Annotated in this window: 23 protein-coding genes; 12 read left to right on the top strand and 11 right to left on the bottom strand. The window is 63.1% G+C overall.

Annotated features, from left to right (window positions below; genetic code table 11):
- Nucleotides 1–385 precede the first annotated feature (385 nt).
- Nucleotides 386–1,153 (top strand): adenylate/guanylate cyclase domain-containing protein, encoded by a 768-nt coding sequence (locus tag ACE3PP_RS12310; RefSeq protein WP_374382632.1) that lies wholly within the window; start codon nt 386–388, stop codon nt 1,151–1,153.
- 9 nt (nt 1,154–1,162) lie between these two features.
- Here the strand turns inward: ACE3PP_RS12310 and ACE3PP_RS12305 are convergent, their stop codons facing one another.
- Both ACE3PP_RS12305 and ACE3PP_RS12300 read right to left on the bottom strand, forming a co-directional pair.
- The gene (locus tag ACE3PP_RS12305; RefSeq protein ID WP_374382629.1) at nt 1,163–1,531 is read right to left on the bottom strand and encodes a hypothetical protein; all 369 of its coding nucleotides are present in this window, start codon (nt 1,529–1,531) and stop codon (nt 1,163–1,165) included.
- Nucleotides 1,532–1,631: 100 nt separating this feature from the next.
- Nucleotides 1,632–2,039, bottom strand: coding sequence for a hypothetical protein (locus tag ACE3PP_RS12300; RefSeq protein ID WP_374382626.1), 408 nt, complete (start codon nt 2,037–2,039; stop codon nt 1,632–1,634).
- 145 nt (nt 2,040–2,184) lie between these two features.
- On the opposite strand from ACE3PP_RS12300, the gene ACE3PP_RS12295 reads away from it, so the two are divergent.
- Together ACE3PP_RS12295 and ACE3PP_RS12290 are read left to right on the top strand one after the other, a co-directional pair.
- Nucleotides 2,185–2,634 (top strand): cytochrome c, encoded by a 450-nt coding sequence (locus ACE3PP_RS12295; RefSeq protein WP_374382623.1) that lies wholly within the window; start codon nt 2,185–2,187, stop codon nt 2,632–2,634.
- Between the two features lie 281 nt (nt 2,635–2,915).
- Complete coding sequence (locus ACE3PP_RS12290; protein WP_374382620.1) at nt 2,916–3,260, top strand: hypothetical protein; 345 nt, start codon at nt 2,916–2,918, stop codon at nt 3,258–3,260.
- Between the two features lie 117 nt (nt 3,261–3,377).
- On the opposite strand, the gene ACE3PP_RS12285 is transcribed toward ACE3PP_RS12290, so the two are convergent.
- From ACE3PP_RS12285 to ACE3PP_RS12275, 3 genes are all read right to left on the bottom strand, one after another.
- Complete coding sequence (locus tag ACE3PP_RS12285; protein ID WP_374382617.1) at nt 3,378–4,232, bottom strand: FecR domain-containing protein; 855 nt, start codon at nt 4,230–4,232, stop codon at nt 3,378–3,380.
- Between the two features lie 219 nt (nt 4,233–4,451).
- Entirely contained in the window at nt 4,452–6,437 is a 1,986-nt protein-coding gene (gene parE, locus ACE3PP_RS12280; RefSeq protein WP_374382614.1) for a DNA topoisomerase IV subunit B, read from the bottom strand.
- A gap of 116 nt (nt 6,438–6,553) precedes the next feature.
- Nucleotides 6,554–7,204, bottom strand: a complete 651-nt coding sequence (locus ACE3PP_RS12275) for a pentapeptide repeat-containing protein (protein WP_374382611.1) — start codon at nt 7,202–7,204, stop codon at nt 6,554–6,556.
- A gap of 187 nt (nt 7,205–7,391) precedes the next feature.
- Here ACE3PP_RS12275 and pseC point away from each other — a divergent pair, with 187 nt between their 5' ends.
- Entirely contained in the window at nt 7,392–8,600 is a 1,209-nt protein-coding gene (gene pseC / locus ACE3PP_RS12270) for a UDP-4-amino-4,6-dideoxy-N-acetyl-beta-L-altrosamine transaminase (RefSeq protein WP_374382608.1), read from the top strand.
- 20 nt (nt 8,601–8,620) lie between these two features.
- Nucleotides 8,621–9,055 (top strand): large conductance mechanosensitive channel protein MscL, encoded by a 435-nt coding sequence (gene mscL / locus ACE3PP_RS12265; protein WP_374382606.1) that lies wholly within the window; start codon nt 8,621–8,623, stop codon nt 9,053–9,055.
- On the opposite strand, the gene ACE3PP_RS12260 is transcribed toward mscL, so the two are convergent.
- From ACE3PP_RS12260 to ACE3PP_RS12250, 3 genes are read right to left on the bottom strand one after another with little or no spacing between them, the layout of a single operon-like run.
- On the bottom strand, nt 9,056–10,222 hold the full coding sequence (locus ACE3PP_RS12260; RefSeq protein WP_374382603.1) for a hypothetical protein: 1,167 nt from the start codon (nt 10,220–10,222) through the stop codon (nt 9,056–9,058). It lies immediately after the preceding gene.
- A 9-nt stretch (nt 10,223–10,231) separates the two neighbouring features.
- The gene (locus tag ACE3PP_RS12255) at nt 10,232–11,725 is read right to left on the bottom strand and encodes an MBOAT family protein (RefSeq protein WP_374382601.1); all 1,494 of its coding nucleotides are present in this window, start codon (nt 11,723–11,725) and stop codon (nt 10,232–10,234) included.
- Nucleotides 11,726–11,728: 3 nt separating this feature from the next.
- Nucleotides 11,729–12,820 (bottom strand): hypothetical protein, encoded by a 1,092-nt coding sequence (locus ACE3PP_RS12250; RefSeq protein ID WP_374382599.1) that lies wholly within the window; start codon nt 12,818–12,820, stop codon nt 11,729–11,731.
- Between the two features lie 224 nt (nt 12,821–13,044).
- On the opposite strand from ACE3PP_RS12250, the gene ACE3PP_RS12245 reads away from it, so the two are divergent.
- From ACE3PP_RS12245 to ACE3PP_RS12225, 5 genes are all read left to right on the top strand, one after another.
- Nucleotides 13,045–14,046, top strand: coding sequence for a 4-hydroxyproline epimerase (locus ACE3PP_RS12245; RefSeq protein WP_374382596.1), 1,002 nt, complete (start codon nt 13,045–13,047; stop codon nt 14,044–14,046).
- A 48-nt stretch (nt 14,047–14,094) separates the two neighbouring features.
- Entirely contained in the window at nt 14,095–14,748 is a 654-nt protein-coding gene (gene upp / locus ACE3PP_RS12240; protein WP_374382593.1) for a uracil phosphoribosyltransferase, read from the top strand.
- A 7-nt stretch (nt 14,749–14,755) separates the two neighbouring features.
- Complete coding sequence (gene glpK, locus ACE3PP_RS12235) at nt 14,756–16,234, top strand: glycerol kinase GlpK (RefSeq protein ID WP_374382590.1); 1,479 nt, start codon at nt 14,756–14,758, stop codon at nt 16,232–16,234.
- Nucleotides 16,235–16,246: 12 nt separating this feature from the next.
- The gene (locus ACE3PP_RS12230) at nt 16,247–16,906 is read left to right on the top strand and encodes a hypothetical protein (RefSeq protein WP_374382587.1); all 660 of its coding nucleotides are present in this window, start codon (nt 16,247–16,249) and stop codon (nt 16,904–16,906) included.
- 101 nt (nt 16,907–17,007) lie between these two features.
- Entirely contained in the window at nt 17,008–17,709 is a 702-nt protein-coding gene (locus ACE3PP_RS12225; RefSeq protein WP_374382584.1) for a hypothetical protein, read from the top strand.
- Between the two features lie 18 nt (nt 17,710–17,727).
- Here ACE3PP_RS12225 and trmFO read toward each other — a convergent pair whose 3' ends face one another.
- Nucleotides 17,728–19,095, bottom strand: a complete 1,368-nt coding sequence (gene trmFO, locus ACE3PP_RS12220) for a methylenetetrahydrofolate--tRNA-(uracil(54)-C(5))-methyltransferase (FADH(2)-oxidizing) TrmFO (RefSeq protein WP_374382581.1) — start codon at nt 19,093–19,095, stop codon at nt 17,728–17,730.
- A gap of 105 nt (nt 19,096–19,200) precedes the next feature.
- Here trmFO and ACE3PP_RS12215 point away from each other — a divergent pair, with 105 nt between their 5' ends.
- Nucleotides 19,201–19,590 carry a RidA family protein gene (locus tag ACE3PP_RS12215; RefSeq protein WP_374382578.1) on the top strand — a complete coding sequence of 130 codons (390 nt, stop codon included), beginning with the start codon at nt 19,201–19,203 and terminating at the stop codon, nt 19,588–19,590.
- 55 nt (nt 19,591–19,645) lie between these two features.
- Complete coding sequence (locus ACE3PP_RS12210) at nt 19,646–19,909, top strand: PilZ domain-containing protein (RefSeq protein WP_374382576.1); 264 nt, start codon at nt 19,646–19,648, stop codon at nt 19,907–19,909.
- Here the strand turns inward: ACE3PP_RS12210 and ACE3PP_RS12205 are convergent.
- Nucleotides 19,906–20,547, bottom strand: a complete 642-nt coding sequence (locus ACE3PP_RS12205; RefSeq protein WP_374382573.1) for a glutathione S-transferase family protein — start codon at nt 20,545–20,547, stop codon at nt 19,906–19,908. The genes ACE3PP_RS12210 and ACE3PP_RS12205 overlap by 4 nt on opposite strands.
- A gap of 2 nt (nt 20,548–20,549) precedes the next feature.
- Nucleotides 20,550–23,423, bottom strand: a complete 2,874-nt coding sequence (uvrA, locus tag ACE3PP_RS12200; RefSeq protein ID WP_374382570.1) for an excinuclease ABC subunit UvrA — start codon at nt 23,421–23,423, stop codon at nt 20,550–20,552.
- Nucleotides 23,424–23,450 lie beyond the last annotated feature (27 nt).

Genomic DNA, 23,450 nt, shown 5'->3' with positions numbered 1-23,450 from the left:
GTCCCGGGTCACAGGACGCTCCCCCAGGGTTGCGGCGGTTAAGCCAGCCCCCGCCGGACCCGATGCGGTGACCGGGTTCCCCTCCTGGATGGCAGGAAGCCATCCACGTCACAGCCGGCAACGTCACGGCTGCCATAGCTGTCCGAGCAATTCCAGATGGGCGCCGTGTTTGAGAAGTGAAGGCGGAGGGAGAGAGGCTGGAGGGAGACATCGCTCTGGTCCCCTCTCCCTTCAGGGGGGGGCCCGCCGACGAATGTCGGCATGCGCCGACGCGGGTGGGGGTGTCGGCGCAAGCCGAATGGGGTGCGCAACCTAGTGCAGCGCTCGCTAAGCGCGCGCGACTGTACTACCTTTCGCCTTCCGCATTTCACGAGCCCGGATTCCGATGCTTGAACATTCCCTCATCTGCAAAGGTTGCTGGCAGCAGATGCACATGCCGATCCCGCTGCGTGGGCTTCTGTCGCTGCCCTTCCGCATGTTCGGCATCAAGCCCAGCCGCATGAATCCAAATACATGCACCGTGTGTGAATTGATGTTCACCAAGGTCATGCGCAGCCGCAAGATCACCATCGATGCGACGGTGCTGTTCGCCGATTTGCGAGGTTGCACGGCGCTTTCCCAGCTGCACTCGGCCGAGGCGATCTCAGCTTTGCTCGACGCCTTCTATGACTCGGCGGCCGACGCGATCTGGGAGCAGGACGGGCTCCTCAACAAGACCATCGGCGATGCGGTGATGGCGGTCTTCAATTTCCCGATCCGGCAGGGGGACCATGCCGGCGCCGCGATGCGTGCTGCGCGCGCGATCCAGGAACGCTGGGCGGTGCGGAGCCGCGTGCTCGCCGACGAACTCGGCCTCGATGACCTGAAGGATGGCACAGGTATCGGCGCCGGCATCGGCATCGGCATTCATTGCGGCGAGGTGAGCTTCGGCGAGTTCGGCCGCGCGCACAAGGACCTCACCGCCATCGGCAATGTCGTCAATTCCGCGGCGCGCGCGCAAGGGGCGGCCCGCCCCGGCGAGATCCTGGTGACGCAGGCGATGGTGGACCGCCTGGCGCCGCCGCCCGGCACCTTCCGCGCCGAGACCTATCAGCTGAAGGGCTTTGCCGAACCGACCACGCTCTACGCACCGCTCGACATGACCCTGCACTGATCGGGACGATCAGTATCCGCAGGTAAAGCGCGCGGTGTAGTTCCATTGCCGATCACCATATGCATCGATCGGCGCGAGTTTGATGGACGGGTCTTGTACGGCCGCACCTTGGCAGAAGGCGGTTGCTTCGGCGAGCACGCTCTTGCGCGCCATAGCCTCGTCGGCGATGCCATAGAGAGTCCCGTGAATGAATTGCAGCGACGGTGCGATACGCGGGCAGCGATGCGTTACGAAGCCATTACTCGCTGCGGCCTGCCCCTGTTCTTTTTCGGCCGCCGCGCCACAAGGTGAGCCGTCTGCTTGGGCTGTTGCGGCTTGGGAAAATGACAAGAGCGAGGCGACAAGAAGAAGGACGAACAGGCGATAGAAGGTGGGCATGTCGCGGACTCCTGGATGGCGGCTCCCTTACCAAATTGGCGTGACGTGGAAGTGGCGGCAGTGTCACGCGTCACAGCCGCGCCATTCTTGATGCAGCGCCTTACTGTTGCGCCGGCGGATAGACCTGTGAGCCGCCATAGAGGCGCAGGCGGTTCCAATGGGCGCGGTCGCCCAGATACTTGTCCGTCTCGGCATAGTCGACGCCGTTGCGGTCATAGCAGACGTGACGTGTCCGTTCGCAGATCAGCCCCTGGCGCGGCGAGAAGGTCGCCGGCCACAGATAGCCGATCGTCTCGGCAGGGGGCAGGCCCCAGGGCGTTGCGTAGCCATAGGGCGAGGGGGTGCCATAGGCAGCGGGTGCATTGTCGACCCCGTAGGTCGAGCTGACATAGGCCACCTTGACCGGCTGGGGCGTCTCGCTACACGCTATCAGGCCACTGGCGAGGACAGCCGAGGCAACGGTCCTAGTAACGGTCCCAGTGGCGATCGATGAGAACCAGGCGAGCATGCGACGCTCCTTGATCAGTCATGGCGCAAACGGTGCAGGCCTTCGACGTGGGTTGGCGGGGACTTTAAGCTTCCGGTCAGCTTGCGCCCTTTACGCTCAATAAGGGAACCCAGAATCGACACCGGAAACAACGGAGGCACCCAATATGTCATCACGACTTCTCGCATCCACCTACCTGGGCAACAAGCGCCTGCGCTGGGCCGCCCTCGGTCTCATCCTCGCCGGCTGCGCCACCGGCCTGGGCGGCGACCGTGAGCATGCGATGGAAGAAATCGGCGGCGCCTACAAGGCGATCGCCGGCATGGCCAAGGCCGGCTCGTTCGAGCAGGCCGAAGTGGCCGAGAAAGCCAACCTGATCGCCAGCGAGCTGCAGCATTTCGGCACGCTGTTCCCGGATGGGTCGGAGAAGGCCGACGGGGCCGCCAACGCCAACATCTGGACCGACCGCGCCGGCTTCGATGCGGCCCGCAACGCCGCCCGCGACGCGGCGCTGGAACTGGCGTCCGTCACCGACGCGGCGGCCTTTCCGGACGCATCGAAGAAGCTCGGCGATGCCTGCGGGGCCTGCCACTCCAAGTATCGCGCCGAGTATTAAGGGTTAAGTCCAGGACCGGCGGGGCACGTCGACATGGTTAACGTCGCCGTGCGCCGCCGGATTCCCATCGTCAAGCCCTAGTCGCTTTCAGACGCGGCAATCGCCAGCAGAGGTGCCCCATTTCGGGGTATTTCGATCAAATGTGCGGGAAAAACCCACTTCACACATCAAAGTGTATCTGCGAGGAAGATTCGCTGGTTCAAATTCATCCCGGGAAGTGCCATATTTTCTCTCGGAACGAAGACAGTTTAGGCGAATGCGGCCTTTAGGGGCTGGGCAGCTTGGCCTTCGCTGAAGCGAGAATTGACATGATTGACGCTCCTGAGCACTTGCAACCAATTGTACCTCATGCTGATGGCGATGCCTGCAACGGTGACGCCATCAGCCTTTCTCTTGCAGATTTGCTGCCGGACAGCAGCGGCGCCATCGTGATCGAGGGCGACGGGCTGGATCTCAGCATCCGCATCATGACCGATGAGCCGGTGGTCGATACCGGTGTGGTCGATGCGATGGTGACCGCAACCGGCGAAGACGTATCCGGGCACACCTTCTTCGCCTTCGGCAACGGTACCACCGTTTATGCGCCGCGCGAACTGGACCTGCTCATCGTCAACAACGACGTTTGACTGGCGGCTGCCAGGCGGCACCGCGGCTACTATCATTGCTGAATTGAAAACGCCGGGACGCGTCGATGCTCCCGGCGTTTTCTTTGGTCGATAGGCCGGGCCTCGATGGGGGCGGGCTCAGAAGCTGCTGCCGCCATTGCTGTCATGCTCATGGTCCTTCGTGTGATCTGACGAATGCTCACTGTCGCGGCCGCCATTGCCGTCGCCGCGGCAATTCTTGCTGCCCGGATCGAGGCATGGTTTCGAGTGCTTCTTGTCGTTGCCCGGATTGTCCGGCGATGCTTTGGGCGGCAGCGGCGTCAGGTCGAGAGCCGGTCCGTCTTTGAGGTCGAACGGGCGGTCCTCGCCGGGCACATCGGTTGCAGCGAGGAGGGCGTCAACCTCGTTCTGCGGCCAGCGCGAGCTCTGACCCAACCCGGCATCGGTCACGGTGACGCCAAGTGTCCGGGTCAGCGAGATGGCGCTCTTGCCGGAGATTTCATTCTTGCGCACGCCGACCCTGCCGGACAGGACCAGCACGTCGCTTTGCGCGGGCCCGGCGAGGATGCCCCATTCGGTGCCGCGCACAGCCGTGATGGCCTTGGGAGTCCGGATCTCGAACCGCGATTGCGGTGTCGCCGGCGCCGCATGGGCGCGGAGCGCACCCGATTGCAGGTCGAGCTCGATTTCGCGCGGCGTGCCGGGGCCTGCGCTGACGACTTCATCGATCGCGAATTCGGACTGCGAGCCGAGGTTGATGACGGAACCGTCGATCAATTGCAGGCGGACGCGTCCCGTTGCATCCGTTGTCAGGCGGTCGCCGTTCTCCAGCAACGCGCCGAGTTGCAGCGGTGCTGTCGCATTGTCGCGGATGACGGCTGCTTGACCGCTCAAGCGTACGACCTGCGCCACGGGATCGGCCCAGGCAAACGCCGTCGTCGCCAACAGCGCCACGGCCCCGCACGTGAGATTGCGCCAGATCATCGTCGTCATTTTCCGAAAGGAATGCTTACCAGCCTAATGGACAGCGTCGGTCACGTCCAGACATGGCATGCCCGCACCTCGTTACATAGTGACAGAGCGCACATTCGCGCGCTGCATGACGGGTCCTTCCGCCATTGGTCGGCCGGGCGCGCGCGTCGGTTCGAGATCGGGCTCACACGCGGGTGCGGGAGGCCTTTCAGGTACTGTTTGTGGATTCGGCGCCGACGATCAGATGTCCAGGTTCTGCGCGAAGCGCGCATTCTCCTGGATGAACTGGAAACGCAGTTCCGGCTTGCGGCCCATCAGGCGTTCGACCAGATCGGCGGTCTCGCGCGCTTCGTCGCGTTCTTCCTCATGGTACTTGTGCGGGATTCGCACCTTGAGGAGCGAGCGATTGCGCGGGTCCATCGTCGTTTCCTTGAGCTGATTGGCGGGCATTTCGCCAAGGCCCTTGAAACGGCTGATCTCGACCTTGCCGCGACCCGAGAACTCGCTTTTCAGCAGCGCGTCCTTGTGGGCGTCGTCGCGGGCATAGGCAACTTTGCCGCCCTGCGCCAGGCGATAGAGCGGCGGTTGGGCGAGATAGAGATGACCGTTCTCGATGAGCTGCGGCATCTCGCGATAGAAGAAGGTCATCAGCAGCGAAGCGATATGCGCGCCATCGACGTCGGCGTCGGTCATGATGACGACCTTCTCGTAGCGCAGGCGTTCCTCGCTGTATTTGTCGCGACTGCCACAGCCCAGGGCCTGGATGAGATCGACCAGTTCCTGGTTGGCGGCGAGCTTGTCGTTGGTGGCGGAAGCGACGTTGAGGATCTTGCCGCGCAGGGGCAGCACGGCCTGGGTCTCGCGGTTGCGCGCCTGCTTGGCAGACCCGCCCGCGCTGTCGCCTTCGACCAGGAAGATCTCGGTCCCGGCCATTGCGTCCTTGGTGCAATCGGTGAGCTTGCCGGGCAGGCGCAGCTTCCTGGTTGCAGTCTTGCGCGAGAGTTCCTTGTCCTGTTTCTTGCGGAGCCGATCCTCAGCCTTCTCGATCACACGGTCGAGCAGATCCTTGGCACGACCCGGATCATTCGACAGCCAATGGTCGAAATGATCCTTGATCATATTGTCGACCAGCCGCGTCGCTTCCGGCGAGGCGAGCTTTTCCTTGGTCTGGCCCTGGAACTGCGGATCGCGGATAAAGACCGAGAGCAGCATGGCGGCATTGCCGCAGATATCGTCAGAGGTGACGAGGCCGATCTTGCGGTTGCCGATCAACTCGCCATAGGCCTTCAGCGACCGGGTGAGGCCAGTGCGCAAACCGCTTTCATGCGTGCCGCCTTCGGGTGTCGGCACCGTGTTGCAATAGGAGTTCACGAAGCCGTCTTCATCGACCGGCCAGGCGATCGCCCATTCGAGGCGCCCTTGCTCGTCGGGGAAGTCGGCCTGTCCCGCATAGGGTGCCGCCGTGATCGTCTTGCGGCTTCCCAACGTCATGTTGAGATAGTCCATCAGACCGCCGGGGAAGTGCAGCACCGCCTCGGCCGGCGTCTCATCTCCGTCATGGATCAGCGACGGGTCGCATTTCCAGCGGATCTCGACGCCGCGATAGAGATAGGCCTTGGAGCGGCACATGCGGTAGAGCCGGCTCGGCTTGAAATGCGCCTGCTTGCCGAAGATCTCGGGGTCCGGATGGAAGCGCACCGAGGTGCCGCGGCGATTGACGTTGCCCTGGTTGACGAGCTTCGTCACCGGCTTGCCGCGCTTGTACTGCTGCACCCAGAGCTGCTTTTCCTTGGCGACCTCGACCACGAGATCGTCGGAGAGGGCGTTAACCACCGACGAGCCCACGCCGTGCAGACCGCCGGAGGTCTGGTAGACCTTGCCCGAGAACTTGCCGCCGGAATGGAGGGTCGTGAGGATGACTTCGAGCGCCGACTTGTCCTTGAACTTCGGATGCGGGTCGATCGGGATACCGCGGCCGTTATCGCGCACGGTGACATAGCCGTCCTTGTCGAGCTCAACCTCGATGCGGCTGGCGTGACCGGCGACGGCTTCGTCCATCGAATTGTCGAGCACTTCGGCGACCAGGTGATGGAGGGCGCGCTCGTCAGTGCCGCCGATATACATGCCCGGACGTCGGCGGACGGGCTCCAGCCCCTCCAGAACCTCAATGTCCTTGGCCGAATAATCGCTGCCCTTCTTGGACGTGCCTTCGAAAAGATCGCTCATGGGACTCCAGATCGTACTCGACTCGTTCGCGCCCAGGGCGCGGCTTGGGCGCAGTGATACCCACCTCGGGGCCAAGACCGCAAGGATTTGGTCAAATTATTGAAATATATGTATTTTTACTGGTCGTTCGGCTGGTTCGAGCCGGGATGGCGGCAGGAAAGGGCGCGGTGCAGCACATCCGGCGCCACCTCGACCCCCATCAGATTGGCCCGCCACAGGTCGGCCCCGTCAAGGTTGGCGCCAGCCAGATTGGAGCCCTTCAGATTGGCGTCGGAAAGGTCGGCCCCGGAGAGGTCGGCATCCTTGAGGTTGGCCCCGGCAAGGTTGGATCCAGCCAGATTGGCGCCCTGCAGCTTGCTCTCGGAGAGGTCGGTGCCGGAGAAATCGCAGCCGGACAGATTGGCCATCGAGAGATCGAGGCGGGGCAGTTTCAGGCCGGACATGTTGCGGCCGGTGAAGTCCGCCCGCTCGCCGCCATCGCCGCGCAGCCAATCGTGATGGGAGCGCAGGATATCGAGCAGCTGACGGACATTGCGCGACTTGGCAGCACGTTCACGCGCGTCGATCTCGGCTTTTTCCTCGAGATTGACGTGGGGCGGCAGGTTGGTGGTCAGCAGCTTGAGGCGCAACTGCCGTTCCGCGTCGGCTTCGTCCTCGGCCAGGATTTCGCCACGCAGGGTCGGGAGCCCTTTGCGCTGTTGGATGCGATAGACGAAAACCTTGGGCTGGGATTCGATATCTTCCGGGCTCTCGTCCGAAACTTCCATGATGCGGGGCTTCTCCCTGCCAAAACGGGGCGACTCACCGCCCGCTCGGCAAACTATAGCAAGGGCGGCCTTACTCGACCCTAAAGAAGAATGGTTAACGGGAAGTGTATCGAGACGTTGTGACGCTGGCGCGTCCCGCCGCCGGCCGGTATAGATTTTCGTCCTTTCCCCAAGCGCTTCCGAGACGATGAGCACTAATTCCTTTCTTCCCTATGGTCGGCAGAGCATCGATGCGGATGATCTGGCCGCTGTCACCAAGGCCCTGCAAGGCGATTACCTGACCACCGGACCCGGCGTCGGCCGCTTCGAGCAGGCCTTCGCCGAAACCGTGGGCGCGCGTTACGCGATCGCCAGCAACAGCGGGACGGCCGCCCTGCATCTCGCGTGTATCGCGCTGGGGCTCGGCGCGGGCGATGCGGTCATCGTGCCGACCCTGACATTCCTAGCCACCGCCAATGCGGCGCGCTTCTGTGGGGCCGACGTGATCTTCGCCGATGTCGATCCCGACAGCGGTCGACTGACGCCGGAGACGCTCGACGCAGCCTTTAAGCGCGCCGGCTCGGCCAAGGTGAAAGCGGTGCTGCCCGTGCACCTCAACGGTCATTGCGCGGACATGGCGACGATCCGCGCCATCACCGAAGCGCGCGGCGTCAAGATCATCGAGGATGCCTGTCACGCGCTGGGAACGATTCTTCAGTCGGGCAACAACAGCACGGCCCAAGTCGGTGCCTGCGCCCTGTCGGAGCTCGCCTGCTTCTCGCTGCACCCGGTGAAGACGATGACGACGGGCGAGGGCGGCGTCACGACGACGAACGATCCGCAGCATTACAAGACCATGCAGCTCTACCGCAGTCACGGCATGACGCGGGATGCGGCCGAGTTCCGGCACCGCGATCTGGCCTTTGCGCCGAACGGTCAGCCGAACCCCTGGTACTACGAGATGCACGCGCTGGGCTGGAATTACCGCATCACCGATTTCGCCTGCGCCCTGGGCGAAAGCCAGTTGAAGAAGCTGCCGCATTTCATCGAACGCCGCCGCGCGTTGACGGCCCTCTACGATCAGCAGCTCGCCGCACTCGCCCCGCGCCTCAAAATCGTCCCCAAGCAACCGGGCGACAATGCGGCGCTGCACCTCTATGCCGTCCTCATCGACTTCGCCGGCATCGGCAAGTCGCGGGCGCAGGTGATGGATGAGTTGAAGGCGCGAGGCGTCGGCACGCAGGTTCATTACCTGCCGGTGCATCGCCAGCCATACTATCGCGGGCTCTACGGCGCACTGGATCTGCCGGGCGCCAATTCCTATTACGAGCGGCAGCTGTCGATCCCGCTTTATCCGGACATGGCTGACAATGATGTGACAAGGGTCGTCGCCGCCTTGCGTGACGTTCTGGCCTGACCTAACGTGAGAGCGGCAGAATGCTGAGGGAGGGGAGAACCGTGTTCAAAGAATTCCGCGATTTCGCGATGCGCGGCAATGTCGTCGACCTTGCCGTCGGTATCATCATCGGCGCGGCCTTTACCGGCATCGTCAATTCGCTGGTGAAGGATATCCTGATGCCGCCCATCGGATTCATCATGGGCGGGATCGACTTCAGCAACTTCTTCCTGACCCTCAGCGGACCGGACGTCGAAACGCTGAAGGCCGCGCAGGATGCCGGGGCCGTCACCATTAATTACGGCGTCTTCCTCAACGCCGTGATCAACTTCCTGATCGTGGCCTTCGCGATTTTCATTCTGGTCAAGCAGATCAACCGCTTCAAGAAAGCGGAAGAGGCTGCGCCCCCGCCGACTCCGAGCGAAAGCGAAAAGCTGCTGGCGGAAATCAGAGACCTGCTGAAGAGCGGCCGCTGATTATTTCTTGCAGCCGAGGCTGTTGAAATCGGCTTCCGGCGCCCGGTCCGAATTCGGCCAGCGAACGGTGGCGTGACCACTATTCTCGGCGATAAGGCGTTGCACAAGCGGCCGGTCGACCGCCTGTTCAAGGTCGGCGCTGGGGTCCGCCGCAATCGCGTCGAGCACGCGCAGATAGGTGACTTCGCCGCCGTGAATGCCGTCCACGAATTCGCACCCGTCGGTACCGATGCTCGCCGGGTCGTGGAAGTCGAAAGTCAGTGCGGGCAACGTCGGTAACCGGCGCTGCAACTCCTTCACCAGATTGGGTTCAGGTTGTTCATTGAGCCAATCAAAGATCGGCTGGGCGACTGGCGGCAGGACCAGGATGACATCGGTGCCGCGATCCTGCAGCCCCTGCACCAGGGCGATGAGGCGCTGCCAACTTTCCTCTGAAAAGGCATTCGACGGAGCCCGGTCGTTACGCTTTGAGGTGCGTTGGATATCCTTCAGCGTCTTCTCGAAACCGATGTCGCTGCCGCCTGCCTGCTCGGTCAGACCGAGGCCGTAATCGTAGTGACCGAACGGGTCCCAGCCGGCATCCATGAAATGCGCCGGTACGCCGATGCCCACCGGCAACCGGTCGGCGGCGAAGAGCGCATCGGCCATCTGCCCGAGTGACAAGGTCCCGTTCCAGACCCAGACCGCCGGCTGCGTCAGTTCATGAAGCGTCAGCGGCGTGTCGGGTGAGGCGTCGGTCGGCGCATCCGGTCGCCGCGTTTCGCTGAACCACCACCAGTCGAGCATGATCAGCATGCGCTGCGGCCGGTAGTCCTTCAGGGCCTGGTCGACGAAGATCTTGCCGGATTCGAGATCGCGCATGGCGCCGCCGGCATTGTAGGCCTTCGCCCGCCAGGGTTGTGACAGGAACTGCATGGCGCGCGAGGAGCCGAGGATCAGGATATCAGCCTTGGCGAGGCGGGCGCGTTCAATCTTGTAGGGGCGCGGCCGATAGAAGAGGGCCGAGCTGTAGCGCAGGTCCTTTTCCTGCTGGATCCCGGCGGCCTCGACGGGTCCGATGGTCTCGCCTGTTCGATCGAGGATGCGATAGGAGACGCCGAGTGCCGCGAACGAGATTGCCAGCGGCAAGGCGAAGATAAGTGCATAGCGCATAGTGCGGATAGCCAAGATCGTCCCCTAGAACTGGAAGTAGAGGAACTCGGACTGCCAGCCGAGGATGGCGACGGCGCCCGCCGTCGTGACGAGTCCCGCCGCCAAAGCCCAGAGAGCGACCGGCCGCCATTCGAGGTATTCTTCCCACCGTCCCAGGCGGCGATAGGAGAGCGTCACCAGCTTCAAGGTTGGTGCGTAACGGCGGAATATCTCGGCACTGTTGGGAGCCAGTGTCGCGACAAGGCCAGCAATGAGGATCACCGGCCAACCGTCGAGCGGCAGGTCGGGCAGGTTTGGCGTCTTGAGGCCGAAGCCATTGAGGCCGGCGAGCGATGCGAGGACGCTGTGCGCCGTGTGGATCGTATCGGCGCGGAAATAGACCCAGGCCGCCATGACGCAAAGCATGGTGATGAACCAGCCAACGGGGCGCGGCAGGTTGATGCCCTGCCTCTTGGCAATGCCGGACCATAGTCTTTGCAGGGCGAGGAAGAGTCCATGGAGGGCGCCCCAGATGATGAAAGTCCAGCCCGCACCATGCCACAGGCCACCCAGCAGCATGGTGAGGAAGAGATTGAGCATCTGCCGCGCGGGGCCACGGCGGTTACCGCCCATCGGGATATAGAGATAGTCGCGCAGGAAGCGAGACAGGGTCATGTGCCAGCGGCGCCAGAAATCGGCGATGTTGACGGCCTTGTAGGGCGAATGGAAGTTCGCGGGGAAGCGCACGTTGAACATGCGCGCAAGGCCGATCGCCATGTCCGAATAGCCGGAGAAGTCGAAATAGAGCTGCAGGCTGTAGGCCAGCGCCCCCATCCAGGCTTCGACCAAGGTCAGATGCGCACCCCCGGCTGCGGAGGTGAAGGCGGGGTTCGCAACCTGGGCCAGCGTATCGGCAATGACCGTCTTCTTGAAGAGACCGAGGCCGAACAGCGAGACGCCCACCAGCAGGTTGATGGTGCGGGGCTTCAGGAAGCCCGGCTGGCGAATCTGCGGAATGGCTTCGTTGTGATGGACGATGGGACCCGCGACCAGCTGCGGAAAGAAGGTCACGAACAGCGCGAAGTCCATGAACCGGTAATGTTTCGCACGGCGGCGATAGGCATCGACCAGATAGGCGATCTGCTGGAAGGTGTGGAAGGAGATGCCAAGCGGCAGGATGATCTTGCCCAGCGTCAATTCGGTGCCGCTGAGATCGTTGATGATGCCTAGAAAGAAGTTGGCGTATTTGAAGTAGCCGAGGACGACCAGAATGATGGCGATGGCGCCGGTCAGGATCCAGCGCCGCTGCCGGTCGTCGAGATCGGTTCTTTCCAACTGCCGGCCGATGAGGAAGCTGAAGGCGACCTCGGCGAGGATCAGCAGGATGTAGATCCAACTCCACCAGGCATAGAAGAAGATCGAGGCGAGCGTGAGGAATCCGATGGCGGCATCGCGCCCGGCAAATCGACCCAGCAGGAAGAACATCGCCAGGGCCGCCGGCAGAAAGGCGAACATGAACTGGTATGAGTTGAACAGCATCGATCACATATCCTTGCGACAGCCGCTGCGGACTTGCGCATCGGCCGGTGCATCTGGGGGAAGCAGTTCCACAATCCGGACATTGTTGGCGTTCGAACTCACCAGGCTCGAAATCAGGTCCCGGTCGAGACCTTGACTCAATGCGGTGCCGCCATAGTTTCCAATCGCGTCCAAGGCGCGAAGGTAAAAGACTTCGCCGCCGGAGACATCGTTGATAAGTTCGCAATCGGTGGCGCCCAGAGCGGCCGCGTCCTCGAAATTGAAGATCGGTTGGCCAAGCGAGCGCAAGGCGTCGAGCCACAGCGGCATCAATCGATTGGCTGGGTCCTTGGCAATCGCGTTGCGCCAAGACGAACTGGTAGGCGGGACCATCAGCACGACTTCGACTTGCCGCTTGTCCAGTTCGGCAAGCAATGCGCCAAGTTGCTGCAGAGCGTCTGAAGAAGGACCGACATGGAGATCTTGGGCAAGCTGCGGCGCACTGGCTCCGACTGGGCCGGAGCGGCCACCTTCATAGCGGCCATAAGCGTCCCAGCCCTGGCCATCAAGGATAGCGAGCGCGCCGACGCCGCCGGTCGCACCCATGGGAAGGACCCCTTGAAGGAACTCACCCACCGAGATCTTCGCGGTCACCAGCCAGAGCAGCGGATCGATCAGCTGTCGCGCAAGGCTGCTGGTTTCGGTGTCGCGAACCGGACCCTTGGCGGCATCCGGGTGGAACCACCAATAATCGAGGCCGATGAGGATCGATTTCGGCGCATGAAGGGCCAGCGCCGTTCTGACAAAGCGCGACAATTGTTCGACGGAATCCACGGCGCCAGCGGCATTGAAAGCTGCCGCTGAGAAGGCCTCGCCCGGCAAGGCGGCGAGGCGCGCCGATCCGACGATCAGAATGTCCGGCCGCCGCAGGGCGTAGCGTTCGAGCTTGTAGGCGGCGATGTCGGCGTCATGGGCCGGCCCATAGAGGCCGCCTTCGCGTTCCTGGATTCTGGCGGCCAGCACTGGGTCGGTGGTCTCTTGCACGCGGAACAGAATGACCGCGCTGAGCAGGCAGTAGAGGCCCGCCACCAGGATGGTAGCAAAAGCGCTTGCCATGATCGAGCGCTTGCGACCGCTCGATCTGTCCTTCCAAACGCCGCGCCGAGGCGACCCGATGACACGATTGGAAAACATTGTGCAGGAAAGGCCGCCGCAGGGTTTCGTGGATCAGAATCGGCCTTATCAAGATTGCCAAGGCCGGGGCCGGGTTATATCAATTGGCGGGCTGGCTGTCATGCTTCGCCGCGCCCTAAACTTCTTTGCCCATCAAAAGGTTAACTATGGCCCGATTCACCTTCTCCTGCATCGACGCGCACACCTGCGGCAATCCGGTCCGCGTTGTCTCAGGGGGCGGGCCGCAGCTTGCCGGTGCCACTATGAGCGAGCGGCGCCAGCATTTCCTTAAAGAGTTCGACTGGATTCGGACCGGGCTCATGTTCGAGCCGCGCGGGCATGACATGATGTCGGGCAGCATTCTCTATCCACCGTCGCGCCCCGATTGCGATGTTGCCATCCTGTTCATCGAGACGTCCGGCTGCCTCCCCATGTGCGGCCACGGCACCATCGGGACGGTGACGGTCGCCATCGAAAACGGGCTGGTGCGGCCGAAGAAGCCGGGCGAGCTGCGCCTCGACACGCCGGCAGGTCTGGTGGTCGCCACCTACGAGCAGGTGGGCGAATATGTCGAGAGCGTGCGCCTTACCAACGTGCCGGGCTTCCTGCATTCGGAAGGGCTCGACATCGATTGCCCCGAGATCGGGCCGATCAAGGTCGATGTGGCCTATGGCGGCAATTTCTATTGCATCGTCGAGCCGCAGCCGGGCTATCGGGACATGGCGGATTATACGGCCGGGCAGCTTATTGCCATGAGCCGCGAACTGCGCCGCCGCATGAACGAGCGCTACACGTTCGAGCATCCGGACAATCCGACGATCCGCGGCCTCTCGCATATCCTGTGGACAGGCAAACCGACGGTCGCCGGCGCGGATGCGCGCAATGCGGTCTTCTATGGCGACAAGGCGATCGACCGGTCGCCCTGCGGCACCGGAACCTCGGCGCGCATGGCGCAACTCGCGGCCAAGGGCAAGCTGAAGGTCGGCGACAGCTTTGTCCATGAAAGCATTATCGGCTCGCTGTTCAAGGGACGAGTCGAACAGGCAGCAAGTGTGGGCAACAGGCCGGCGATCGTCCCCTCGATCGAAGGCTGGGCGCGGGTCACCGGCTACAACACTATCTTCATCGACGACCGCGACCCCTATAAGCACGGTTTCCAGGTCATCTGAACGAACGATAATCCGTCCAAAAGGGCGGGAGCAGGCAGGGAGCAGATCATGGTCAAGACATTCAAGGAATTCCCGACGCTCAACGTGCTCGATCATCCGCTGATCCAGCACAAGCTCTCCATGATGCGCGACAAGAACACGCCGACCACCTTGTTCCGTCAGCTGCTGAAGGAGATCGCGCTGCTGATGGGCTATGAGCTGACGCGCGATCTGCCGATGACGACCCAGGAAATCGAGACGCCACTCACCAAGATGGATGCGCCGGTGATCAAGGGCAAGAAGATCGCCGTGGTGCCGATCCTGCGCGCCGGCCTCGGCATGGCGGATGGGCTGATGGAACTCGTCCCCGCCGCGCGAATGGGGCATATCGGTCTTTATCGCGATCATGAGACGAAGCGGCCGGTCGAGTATTTCGTGAAGCTGCCGGAGCCAGAAGGTCGCATCTTCATTCTGGTCGATCCGATGCTGGCAACCGGCCATTCGGCCGCGGCGGCGATCGATACGCTCAACAAGCGCGGAATCCCTGACAGCAATATCCGCCTGATGTCGCTGGTGGCGGCACCCGAAGGTGTCCAGGTGGTGCAGGCAGCCCATCCGAGCGTGCCGATCTTCGTGGCGGCGCTCGACTCTCATCTCAACGAGAATGCTTACATCGTCCCGGGTCTGGGCGATGCCGGCGATCGCCTGTTCGGCACGAAGTGAGGTTGCCATGAGCGCCGATCTCATTCTCGCCATCGACCAGGGCACGACCAGCACCCGCGCCATCGCCTTCTCGCTGAAGGGCGAGCCGCAAGCGACTGCGCAGAAGGAATTGCCGCAGATATATCCGGCCGACGGCTGGGTCGAGCATGACCCGGAGGAGATCTGGCGTGCGACCGTTAAGGTGACGAAGTCCGTGCTCGAGAAGGTGGGTGCGGCGCGGGTCGCTGCCATCGGCATCACCAACCAGCGCGAAACGGCGGTCGTCTGGAACAGGAAGACGGGGAAGCCCGTCCATAATGCGATCGTCTGGCAGGACCGCCGCGGGGCACCCTTGTGCAAGGAGCTGATTGCCGACGGCATGGAGCCGATGATCCAGGCGAAGACCGGCCTGCTCATCGACAGCTATTTTTCCGCCACCAAGATCGCCTGGATCCTTGAGAACGTGGCCGGCGCGCGCGAGGCGGCCGACAAAGGCGAGCTTGCCTTCGGCACGATCGACACGTTTCTGCTGTGGCGCCTGACCGGTGGCAAGGCGCATGCGACTGACGTCACCAACGCGTCGCGCACCATGCTGTGCGACATTCATAAGCTCGCCTGGGATGACGAGCTGCTGGCGCTCTTCAAGGTGCCGCGGTCGATGATGCCGGAGATCCGTGATAATGCGGCGGCCTTCGGCACCACTGACCCGCGCGAGATCGGCGTGAGCCTGCCTGTCACTGGCATGGCGGGCGACCAGCAGGCGGCCCTCATCGGTCAGACCTGCTTCACGCCCGGCATGATCAAGAGCACCTACGGCACCGGCTGCTTTGCGCTGATGAATACCGGCGGCAAGGCGGTCCTGTCCAAGAACCGCTTGCTGACCACGGTCGGCTATCGCCTCAAGGGTGAGTTGGCTTACGCGAGCGAGGGCAGCATCTTCATCGCGGGCGCTGCCGTGCAATGGCTGCGCGACGGGTTGAAGCTCATCCACCAGGCGGGCGAGACGGAAGGGCTGGCGCGCTCGGTGCGCGGGACGGGCGGTGTCTATCTGGTACCGGCCTTCACCGGCCTTGGCGCGCCTTACTGGGACCCGATGGCGCGCGGTGCGCTGCTGGGCCTCACGCGCGATACCGGCATCGCGCAGATCGTGCGCGCGGCGCTCGAAGCCGTCTGTTATCAGACGCGCGATCTGATGAGTGCGATGACGGACGATACGGGGACCGATGTCAGCTCGCTGCGCGTCGATGGCGGCATGGTGCGCAACGATTGGGTGATGCAGTTCCTGGCCGATCTACTCAACGTGCCGATCGGTCGGCCGGTCGTCGTGGAGACGACGGCGCTGGGGGCGGCGATTGCCGCCGGGCTCGGTGTCGGCATCATCCCGGACTTGAAGGCCGCCGCCGCCAACTGGCAGCAGGAGCGCGAGTTCCGCCCGGAAATGGCGGCCGACGAACGGGAGCGCCTCTATGCCGGCTGGAAGACCGCCATCGGTCGGATCAGGTCCTAAGAGGTGCCCCGGATGTTCACGGTCAAACAATCTTCCCGGCTGGCGCGGGCCTTGATGGTCGCGACGGTGCTGGCGTCCGCCTCCGCCTGCGTGTCGGACGAGGAACGGTCCGGCCCGCGTGCCGCCACCAGCGAAGATATCTGGCGCCTCAGCGGCACGAAGGATGCGGTCAGCAATCTGCAGCAGGCGCTCTCCGATGCTTGCCATGTGTCGCTGACCAGCCCAGACGGCTATCAGAAGATATCGCCCGAGGGCGACAGCTGCGTGCGGACGCATATGGTGGTGGCCTTCGACGCGCAGGAAGGATCGTTACTGTGCGGTCGAGACAAGGGATTGCAGCCCTTCGTCAGCTGCATCCTGGAAGGCCAGTTCGTCGGCCATGTCGTTGCCAACAGCGGATCGGACCGACTGGCGCCCGAGGTACAATGGGGCGGTGGAGAGGAACGCAGCAAGCAGGCGGCGAACCTCCTCAGCGAGCGCGTCAAGGCGAGCTGTGCCACACCCGATCAGGCGGCGCTGAAGAAATGCGTCGACGAGACCATGCTGCGTGCCTTCGAGGTCGATGAGAAGGCGGTCGATTTCTGCCCGACGCCGCAGCAGCGCGACCTCTGCATCTATTGGGCCGGTTTCGCGCGCTCGATCCGCATCAAGCTGGAGCGCATCGGCGCCTGATTCGCTTGGTACGGGCTTGAACCTGTCACGCGATTGATATGGACAGCTATAGAGGGCGTTGATACGGTTCGTTGCAACCGTGATCGACAGAGGCTTTCTTTATGTATTTTCGCCACGCGGCCCTTGCGGTCGCCTTGATGGCTCTGGCCCTCAGTGCCTGCCAATCTTCACCGGCCACGAAGAAGGAAACGGCGGCGGCCTCAGTTCAAACGCCCGTCACGGAACCGACCATCGCGCCATCTGCCGCAGGCGCCTTTGGCACGCAAATGACGGGTGTGTTCGATGACCGGCTGAAACACGCGCTGGGTCAGGTCGTCGCCAAGATCGCCGGCGATTGCATGGCCGATTCCTATGGCGGCGGTTCCGACGCCTATATGGCTTGCTATACCAAGGGGCTGATGAACGCCTTCGATCCAAGTGGGCAGGCGGTGACCTATTGCCCTTCGGCCGACAATGCCGAAAAGGGCATGACCTGCGCATTGACCGGAGCGATGCTGCGAAAGCTGAGGGAAAAGTCGGGAACACCCATCGAACCGGCTTCATGGAAGAAGATCGAGGGCGTGCTGGCGGGTGAAATGGTTGTCACCGTCTTCGATGAAACGAGTGCCTGCAACAAGGAAGGGCGGACGGGAAGCGATGCCCGTACATGCCTTGCTGAAAAACTGATGACGCGCCTTGGCGGCGACGAGGTAGACGGCCGGGCCTGTGTCAGCATCAAGGATGACGCCAAATTCGGCCAGTGCATCGGCGAAGGTGCCACGACCAAACTGCTTGAGGACCTCGCTGCGAGCGAGACGCTGTAGCGCTTCGGCAGGCGATCTCTAACGGGCGAGCCAATTGCCGAGATCACCAAGCGCGCGCTGGCTGAGGCGTGGCTTGCGGCCAGCTTTCCATTCGCGCAGTTGCGCCTTGTTGAGGCCTTCCGGCGGATCTATCTCGGGGAAGAGGCCGAAATTGACGTTCATCGGCTGGAAATGCTTGGCGTCGGCCTGGCCCGTGATGTGGCCGATGAGGGCGCCCAAGGCGGTGGTGAGGGGCGGGGCTTCCAGCGCGCGGCCCAGCCGTTCGGCGGCGGCGAAGCGGCCGGCGAGCAAGCCGATGGCGGCGCTTTCGACATAACCTTCGACGCCCGTCACCTGACCCGCGAAGCGCAGGCGCGGCATCGCTTTCAGGCGCAGAGATGTATCCAAGAGCTTCGGGCTGTTGAGGAAGGTGTTGCGGTGGAGGCCGCCCAATCGCGCGAACTCGGCATTCTCGAGCCCGGGGATCATGCGGAAGACCCGCACCTGTTCGGCATATTTCAGCTTCGTCTGAAAGCCGACCATGTTGTAGAGCGTGCCCAGCGCATTGTCCTGGCGCAACTGCACCACCGCATAGGGGCGGCGTTGCGCGTGCGGATCGAAGAGGCCGATCGGTTTCATCGGTCCGAAGCGCAGCGTGTTGGGGCCGCGCCCGGCCATGATTTCGATCGGCAGGCAGCCTTCGAAATAGGGTGTGCCTTCCCATTCCTTGAACTCGGTCTTCTCACCGGCAAGGATCGCGTCGATGAAGGCGAGGTATTCGGGCTTGTCCATCGGGCAGTTGATGTAATCGGCGCCGTCGCCCTCTGGTCCGACTTTGTCGTAGCGCGACTGGAACCAGGCACGTTCCATATTGATGCTTTCGCGGTGCACGATGGGTGCGATCGCGTCGAAGAAGCTCAAGGATGCTTCGCCGGTGAGCGTGAGGATCGCGTCCGCCAGGGGCGGCGAGGTGAGGGGGCCGGTCGCGACGATGACACTATCCCACTCAGCGGGCGGAAGCCCGGCAATCTCGCCGCGCGTGAAGGTGACGAGCGGATGTTCGATAAGGGATTTCGTCACGGCCTCGGCAAAGCCGTCGCGGTCGACGGCGAGCGCCCCACCGGCCGGCAGCTTGTGCTTGTCGGCGGCGCTGAGGATGAGCGAGCCGGCGCGGCGCATTTCCTCATGCAGCAGGCCCACCGCATTGTTCTCGGCATCGTCGGAGCGGAACGAGTTCGAACAGACGAGCTCGGCGCAGCGGTCCGTCTGGTGGGCGTCGGTGCCACGGTCGGGCCGCATCTCATGGAGGACGACCGGGATGCCGGCCGAGACGAGCTGCCACGCGGCTTCCGAGCCGGCGAGGCCGGCACCGACGACGTGGATGGGTTGCTGATTTGAAACGGTCATGGGGCGGGTCATAGCCTCCCCGGGCGGTCACTGCAAGCTTTGGCCGGATTTGACAAGGATGCCGCGCCGCAGGACCATTAATGCCGCCTGTTCAAGGAGATGCAGATGCTGAACCACCTCAACCCACCGTCGGCCCCGCCGCCCTTCAGCCGTTATTCGCAGATGGTTGCGGCGCCGGCCGGCTATCGCTGGCTCTATATCAGCGGCCAGGTCGGCTGCGGCCGGGACCACCAGACCGCCGCCGGGTTCGAGGCGCAGGCGGAGCTTGCCTGGTCGAACCTCGCCGCCTGTCTGGAAGCGGACGGAATGACGGTCGCGGATCTGGTCAAAGTGAATGTCTTCCTGACCCGCGCCAGCGACGTGCCGGCGTCGCGCATCGCCCGGGACAAGGTGCTGAACGGGGCACAGCCGGCCTCCACCCTTGTCATCGTTTCCGGCCTTGCGAGCCCGGATTGGTTGATCGAGGTTGAGGGTATTGCAGCCAAGGCGCCGTAGCCTGGGGCGCGGGACTGCAGCAGGATGCGCGGGTTCCCCGCCGGGGAGGGCGAACATGGCCGATACAGGATCGGAAAAGCGCCGGCATCCGCGCCGCAAGATGCTGAAAGGGGCCAAGGCCGTCTTCAATGACGGCGCCAGCCTCTATGATTGCCAAGTGCGGGACTGGTCGGAGGGCGGGGCGAGGCTCGTCTTTCCGAACCTGACGCCGCTCCCCCATCTTTTCACGCTGCGTCTCAATGACGGGTCGGAATATGCGTGCGAAGTGGTGCGCGCCGACGGTCCAATCGTCGGCATCCGTTTCGCCGGGTCGACTTAGACCGGCTGTTCGATGCCTTCATCCTTCAGCATCTGCGCATAGGCCGGGCGTGCCATCGCCGCGCGCACCAATTTGTTGAGATGCGGGTAGGTGTGGCCGGGCGTCGGCATCTTGCGCGTCCAGCGGATCAGCATCGCCAGGAAATAGTCGCAGGCATACCAGGTGCTGCCGCAGAGATAGGGGCCACTCTTGGCGAGTTCACCGTCGAGGAAGGCCCACATCTTTCCGAGACGTTCCTCGGCCTTGGCTTTCACCTTCGCCTGCTCGGCCGCGCCGTCGACGAAGTACTCGTTGTGCCACCAATGCATGAGCGCTTCCTGCACGGTGTTGGTGAGGTAGGCCATCCATTGCAGGTAGAGGCCGCGATCGGCATGGCCGATGGCGGGGGCGAGCTTCGCCTCCGGGTGCCGCTCGGTCAGGAATTCGCAGATGGCGGCGCTTTCATACATGACCCTGTTGTCGTCATAGATCAGCGTCGGCACGCGCCCATGCGGGTTGAGCTTCATATAGGTAGCGCTCTTCTGCTCGTTCTTCTCGTTATCGATCAGCACGAACGCGGCCTTCACGCCCATCTCGATCATCATCGCATGTGCCGCCATCGCGGCGCTGCCCGGGCTGTAGAAGAGTTTATATGTCATGCTTATCCCCTCGCGGTCTTCTTCTTCACGCGCTTGCTCAGGTACGGCGCCAGATACTGACCCGTATAGCTGCCGGGCGTGTCGGCGACATCTTCCGGCGTGCCCTCGGCGACGATGCGGCCGCCTTTGTCGCCGCCTTCGGGGCCCAAGTCGATGATCCAGTCGGCGACCTTGATGACCTCGAGATTGTGCTCGATGACGACGATGGTGTTGCCCTGGTCGACGAGGTGCTGCAGCACTTCGAGGAGCTTGCGCACGTCCTCGAAATGGAGGCCGGTCGTGGGCTCGTCGAGGATGTAGAGCGTGCGGCCCGTGGCGCGTCGGGATAGTTCCTTGGCGAGTTTCACGCGCTGCGCTTCGCCGCCTGACAGGGTGGTTGCCGCCTGGCCGATATGGACGTAGCCCAGGCCCACCTGGTTCAGCATCGCGAGCTTGTCACGGATGGCGGGGACGGCCTTGAAGAATTCGACGCCTTCCTCGACCGTCATGTCGAGCACGTCGGCGATCGACTTGCCCTTGAAATGCACGTCGAGTGTTTCGCGATTGTAGCGCTTGCCCTTGCATTGGTCGCATTGGACATAGACGTCGGGCAGGAAGTGCATCTCGATCTTGATGACGCCGTCGCCCTCGCACGCCTCGCAACGGCCGCCTTTCACGTTGAAGGAGAAGCGCCCGGCCTTGTAGCCCCGCGCCTGGGCGTCGGGGAGGCCGGCGAACCATTCGCGGATCGGCGTGAAGGCACCGGTATAGGTGGCGGGGTTGGAGCGCGGCGTGCGGCCGATGGGCGATTGGTCGATGTCGATGACCTTGTCGAGGAACTCGATTCCCTCGATCCGGACATGTTCGCCCGGATGCGTGCGGGCGTCGTGCAGGCGCTTGGCCAGCGCGTTGTAGAGCGTCTCGATGATGAGGGTCGATTTGCCACCGCCGGAGACGCCGGTGACGCAGGTCATGGTGCCCAGCGGAATGTCGACGCTGATGTTCTTGAGGTTGTTGTGCTTGGCGCCGACGATGCGCAGCTTCGCCTGCTTGCCGGCGCCCTTGCGCCGTTCCGACGGCACCTCGATGCGGCGGCTGCCGTTCAAGTATTGGGCGGTGAGGCTGTTCGACTTCATCACCTCGGCGGGCGTGCCTTCGGCGACGACGGTGCCGCCGTGAATGCCGGCGGCCGGTCCCATGTCGATGAGGTAGTCGGCATTGCGGATCGCGTCCTCGTCATGCTCGACGACCAGCACGGTGTTGCCGAGATCGCGCAGGCGCTTCAGGGTCGCCAGCAGCCGGTCATTGTCGCGCTGGTGAAGACCGATCGACGGTTCGTCGAGCACGTAAAGCACGCCGGTGAGGCCCGAGCCGATCTGGGAAGCCAAGCGAATGCGCTGGCTCTCGCCGCCGGAGAGTGTGGCGGACGCGCGCGAGAGGGTGAGGTATTCGAGGCCAACGGAATTGAGGAATCCCAGCCGCTCGTTGATCTCTTTCAGGATGCGATAGGCGATGTCGTTCTGCTTCTTGGTGAGCTTCTTCGACAATCCACCGAACCATTCGGCGGCGCCCAGGATCGAGAAGTCCGCCACATCGGCGATGTTCTTCTTGTCGATCTTGACGGCGAGGGCTTCTGGCTTCAGGCGCTTGCCCTCGCAGGCCTCGCACGGGCTGGTCGATTGATAGCGGCCGAGCTCGTCGCGCACCCAATTGCTGTCGGTCTCGCGGAAGCGGCGTTCCATGTTGGTGATGACGCCTTCGAAGGGCCGCGTCGTCTTGTAGGAGCGGGTGCCGTCATCGAAGGACATGCTGACGACTTCCTCGCCCGAGCCGAACAGAATGACGTCGCGAGTCTTTTTCGGCAGGTCTTTCCAGGCGGTCCCGAGCGAAAACTTGTAATGCTTGGCGAGGCTTTCCAGCGCCTGATTGTAATATTGCGAAGTCGAATTGGCCCAGGGTGCGACGGCGCCGTCGCGCAAGCTCTTCGACGTGTCGGGCACCACCATCTCGGGATCGAAATAGAGTTTTTCGCCCAAGCCATCGCAGACCGGGCAGGCACCGAACGGGTTGTTGAAGGAGAAGAGGCGCGGTTCGATCTCATCAATCGTGAAGCCGGAAACCGGGCAGGCGAAGCGCGAGGAAAAGAGAATGCGCTCATCCGGCTTGTCGGCGTAATCGGCAAAGAGCAATCCGTCGGCGAGGCCCAGTGCCGTCTCGACGCTGCCGGCCAGGCGCTGCTCGATGCCAGGCTTCACGGCGATGCGGTCGACCACCACTTCGATATCGTGCTTGAGCTTTTTATTGAGGTTCGGCACCTCGCCGATCTCATAGACCTTGCCGTCGACGCGCACGCGCTGGAAGCCGCGCTTCTGCAGGTCCTGGAATTCCTTCTTGTATTCGCCCTTGCGGCCGCGCGCGATGGGGGCGAGGAGCAGCAGGCGCGTGCCCTCGGGCAGCGCCATGATGCGGTCCACCATCTGGCTGATGGTCTGGCTTTCGATGGGCAGGCCTGTTGCCGGCGAATAGGGGATGCCGACGCGCGCAAAGAGCAAGCGCATGTAATCGTAGATCTCGGTCACGGTCCCCACGGTCGAGCGCGGGTTTTTCGAGGTCGTCTTCTGCTCGATGGAGATGGCGGGGCTGAGGCCGTCGATGGAATCGACGTCCGGCTTCTGCATCAGTTCCAGGAACTGCCGGGCATAGGCCGAGAGGCTCTCCACATAGCGGCGCTGGCCTTCCGCATAGATCGTGTCGAAGGCCAAGGACGACTTCCCCGACCCGGAAAGGCCGGTGATCACCACCAGGGCATCCCGGGGCATGTCGACATCGACATTCTTGAGGTTGTGCTCGCGTGCGCCGCGAACAGAAATCTTGTGATCCGTCAATCGGTTAGCCATTGGGGTGGGGCTTTTCGGTACATGATT

The sequence above is a fragment of the Dongia sp. genome, from assembly GCF_041910485.1.
GTDB lineage: Bacteria > Pseudomonadota > Alphaproteobacteria > Dongiales > Dongiaceae > Dongia.
The sequence above is the reverse complement of the archived record's forward strand: the minus strand, read 5'-3'. Positions and strand labels throughout refer to the sequence as shown.

Coding starts and splice junctions, on each gene's coding strand:
- ACE3PP_RS12310 (WP_374382632.1), top strand. CDS start 386: ATGCTTGAACATTCCCTCATCTGCAAAGGTTGCTGGCAGCAGATGCAC.
- ACE3PP_RS12305 (WP_374382629.1), bottom strand. CDS start 1,531: ATGCCCACCTTCTATCGCCTGTTCGTCCTTCTTCTTGTCGCCTCGCTC.
- ACE3PP_RS12300 (WP_374382626.1), bottom strand. CDS start 2,039: ATGCTCGCCTGGTTCTCATCGATCGCCACTGGGACCGTTACTAGGACC.
- ACE3PP_RS12295 (WP_374382623.1), top strand. CDS start 2,185: ATGTCATCACGACTTCTCGCATCCACCTACCTGGGCAACAAGCGCCTG.
- ACE3PP_RS12285 (WP_374382617.1), bottom strand. CDS start 4,232: ATGACGACGATGATCTGGCGCAATCTCACGTGCGGGGCCGTGGCGCTG.
- parE (WP_374382614.1), bottom strand. CDS start 6,437: ATGAGCGATCTTTTCGAAGGCACGTCCAAGAAGGGCAGCGATTATTCG.
- ACE3PP_RS12275 (WP_374382611.1), bottom strand. CDS start 7,204: ATGGAAGTTTCGGACGAGAGCCCGGAAGATATCGAATCCCAGCCCAAG.
- pseC (WP_374382608.1), top strand. CDS start 7,392: ATGAGCACTAATTCCTTTCTTCCCTATGGTCGGCAGAGCATCGATGCG.
- mscL (WP_374382606.1), top strand. CDS start 8,621: ATGCTGAGGGAGGGGAGAACCGTGTTCAAAGAATTCCGCGATTTCGCG.
- ACE3PP_RS12255 (WP_374382601.1), bottom strand. CDS start 11,725: ATGCTGTTCAACTCATACCAGTTCATGTTCGCCTTTCTGCCGGCGGCC.
- ACE3PP_RS12250 (WP_374382599.1), bottom strand. CDS start 12,820: ATGGCAAGCGCTTTTGCTACCATCCTGGTGGCGGGCCTCTACTGCCTG.
- ACE3PP_RS12245 (WP_374382596.1), top strand. CDS start 13,045: ATGGCCCGATTCACCTTCTCCTGCATCGACGCGCACACCTGCGGCAAT.
- upp (WP_374382593.1), top strand. CDS start 14,095: ATGGTCAAGACATTCAAGGAATTCCCGACGCTCAACGTGCTCGATCAT.
- glpK (WP_374382590.1), top strand. CDS start 14,756: ATGAGCGCCGATCTCATTCTCGCCATCGACCAGGGCACGACCAGCACC.
- ACE3PP_RS12230 (WP_374382587.1), top strand. CDS start 16,247: ATGTTCACGGTCAAACAATCTTCCCGGCTGGCGCGGGCCTTGATGGTC.
- ACE3PP_RS12225 (WP_374382584.1), top strand. CDS start 17,008: ATGTATTTTCGCCACGCGGCCCTTGCGGTCGCCTTGATGGCTCTGGCC.
- trmFO (WP_374382581.1), bottom strand. CDS start 19,095: ATGACCGTTTCAAATCAGCAACCCATCCACGTCGTCGGTGCCGGCCTC.
- ACE3PP_RS12215 (WP_374382578.1), top strand. CDS start 19,201: ATGCTGAACCACCTCAACCCACCGTCGGCCCCGCCGCCCTTCAGCCGT.
- ACE3PP_RS12210 (WP_374382576.1), top strand. CDS start 19,646: ATGGCCGATACAGGATCGGAAAAGCGCCGGCATCCGCGCCGCAAGATG.
- ACE3PP_RS12205 (WP_374382573.1), bottom strand. CDS start 20,547: ATGACATATAAACTCTTCTACAGCCCGGGCAGCGCCGCGATGGCGGCA.
- uvrA (WP_374382570.1), bottom strand. CDS start 23,423: ATGGCTAACCGATTGACGGATCACAAGATTTCTGTTCGCGGCGCACGC.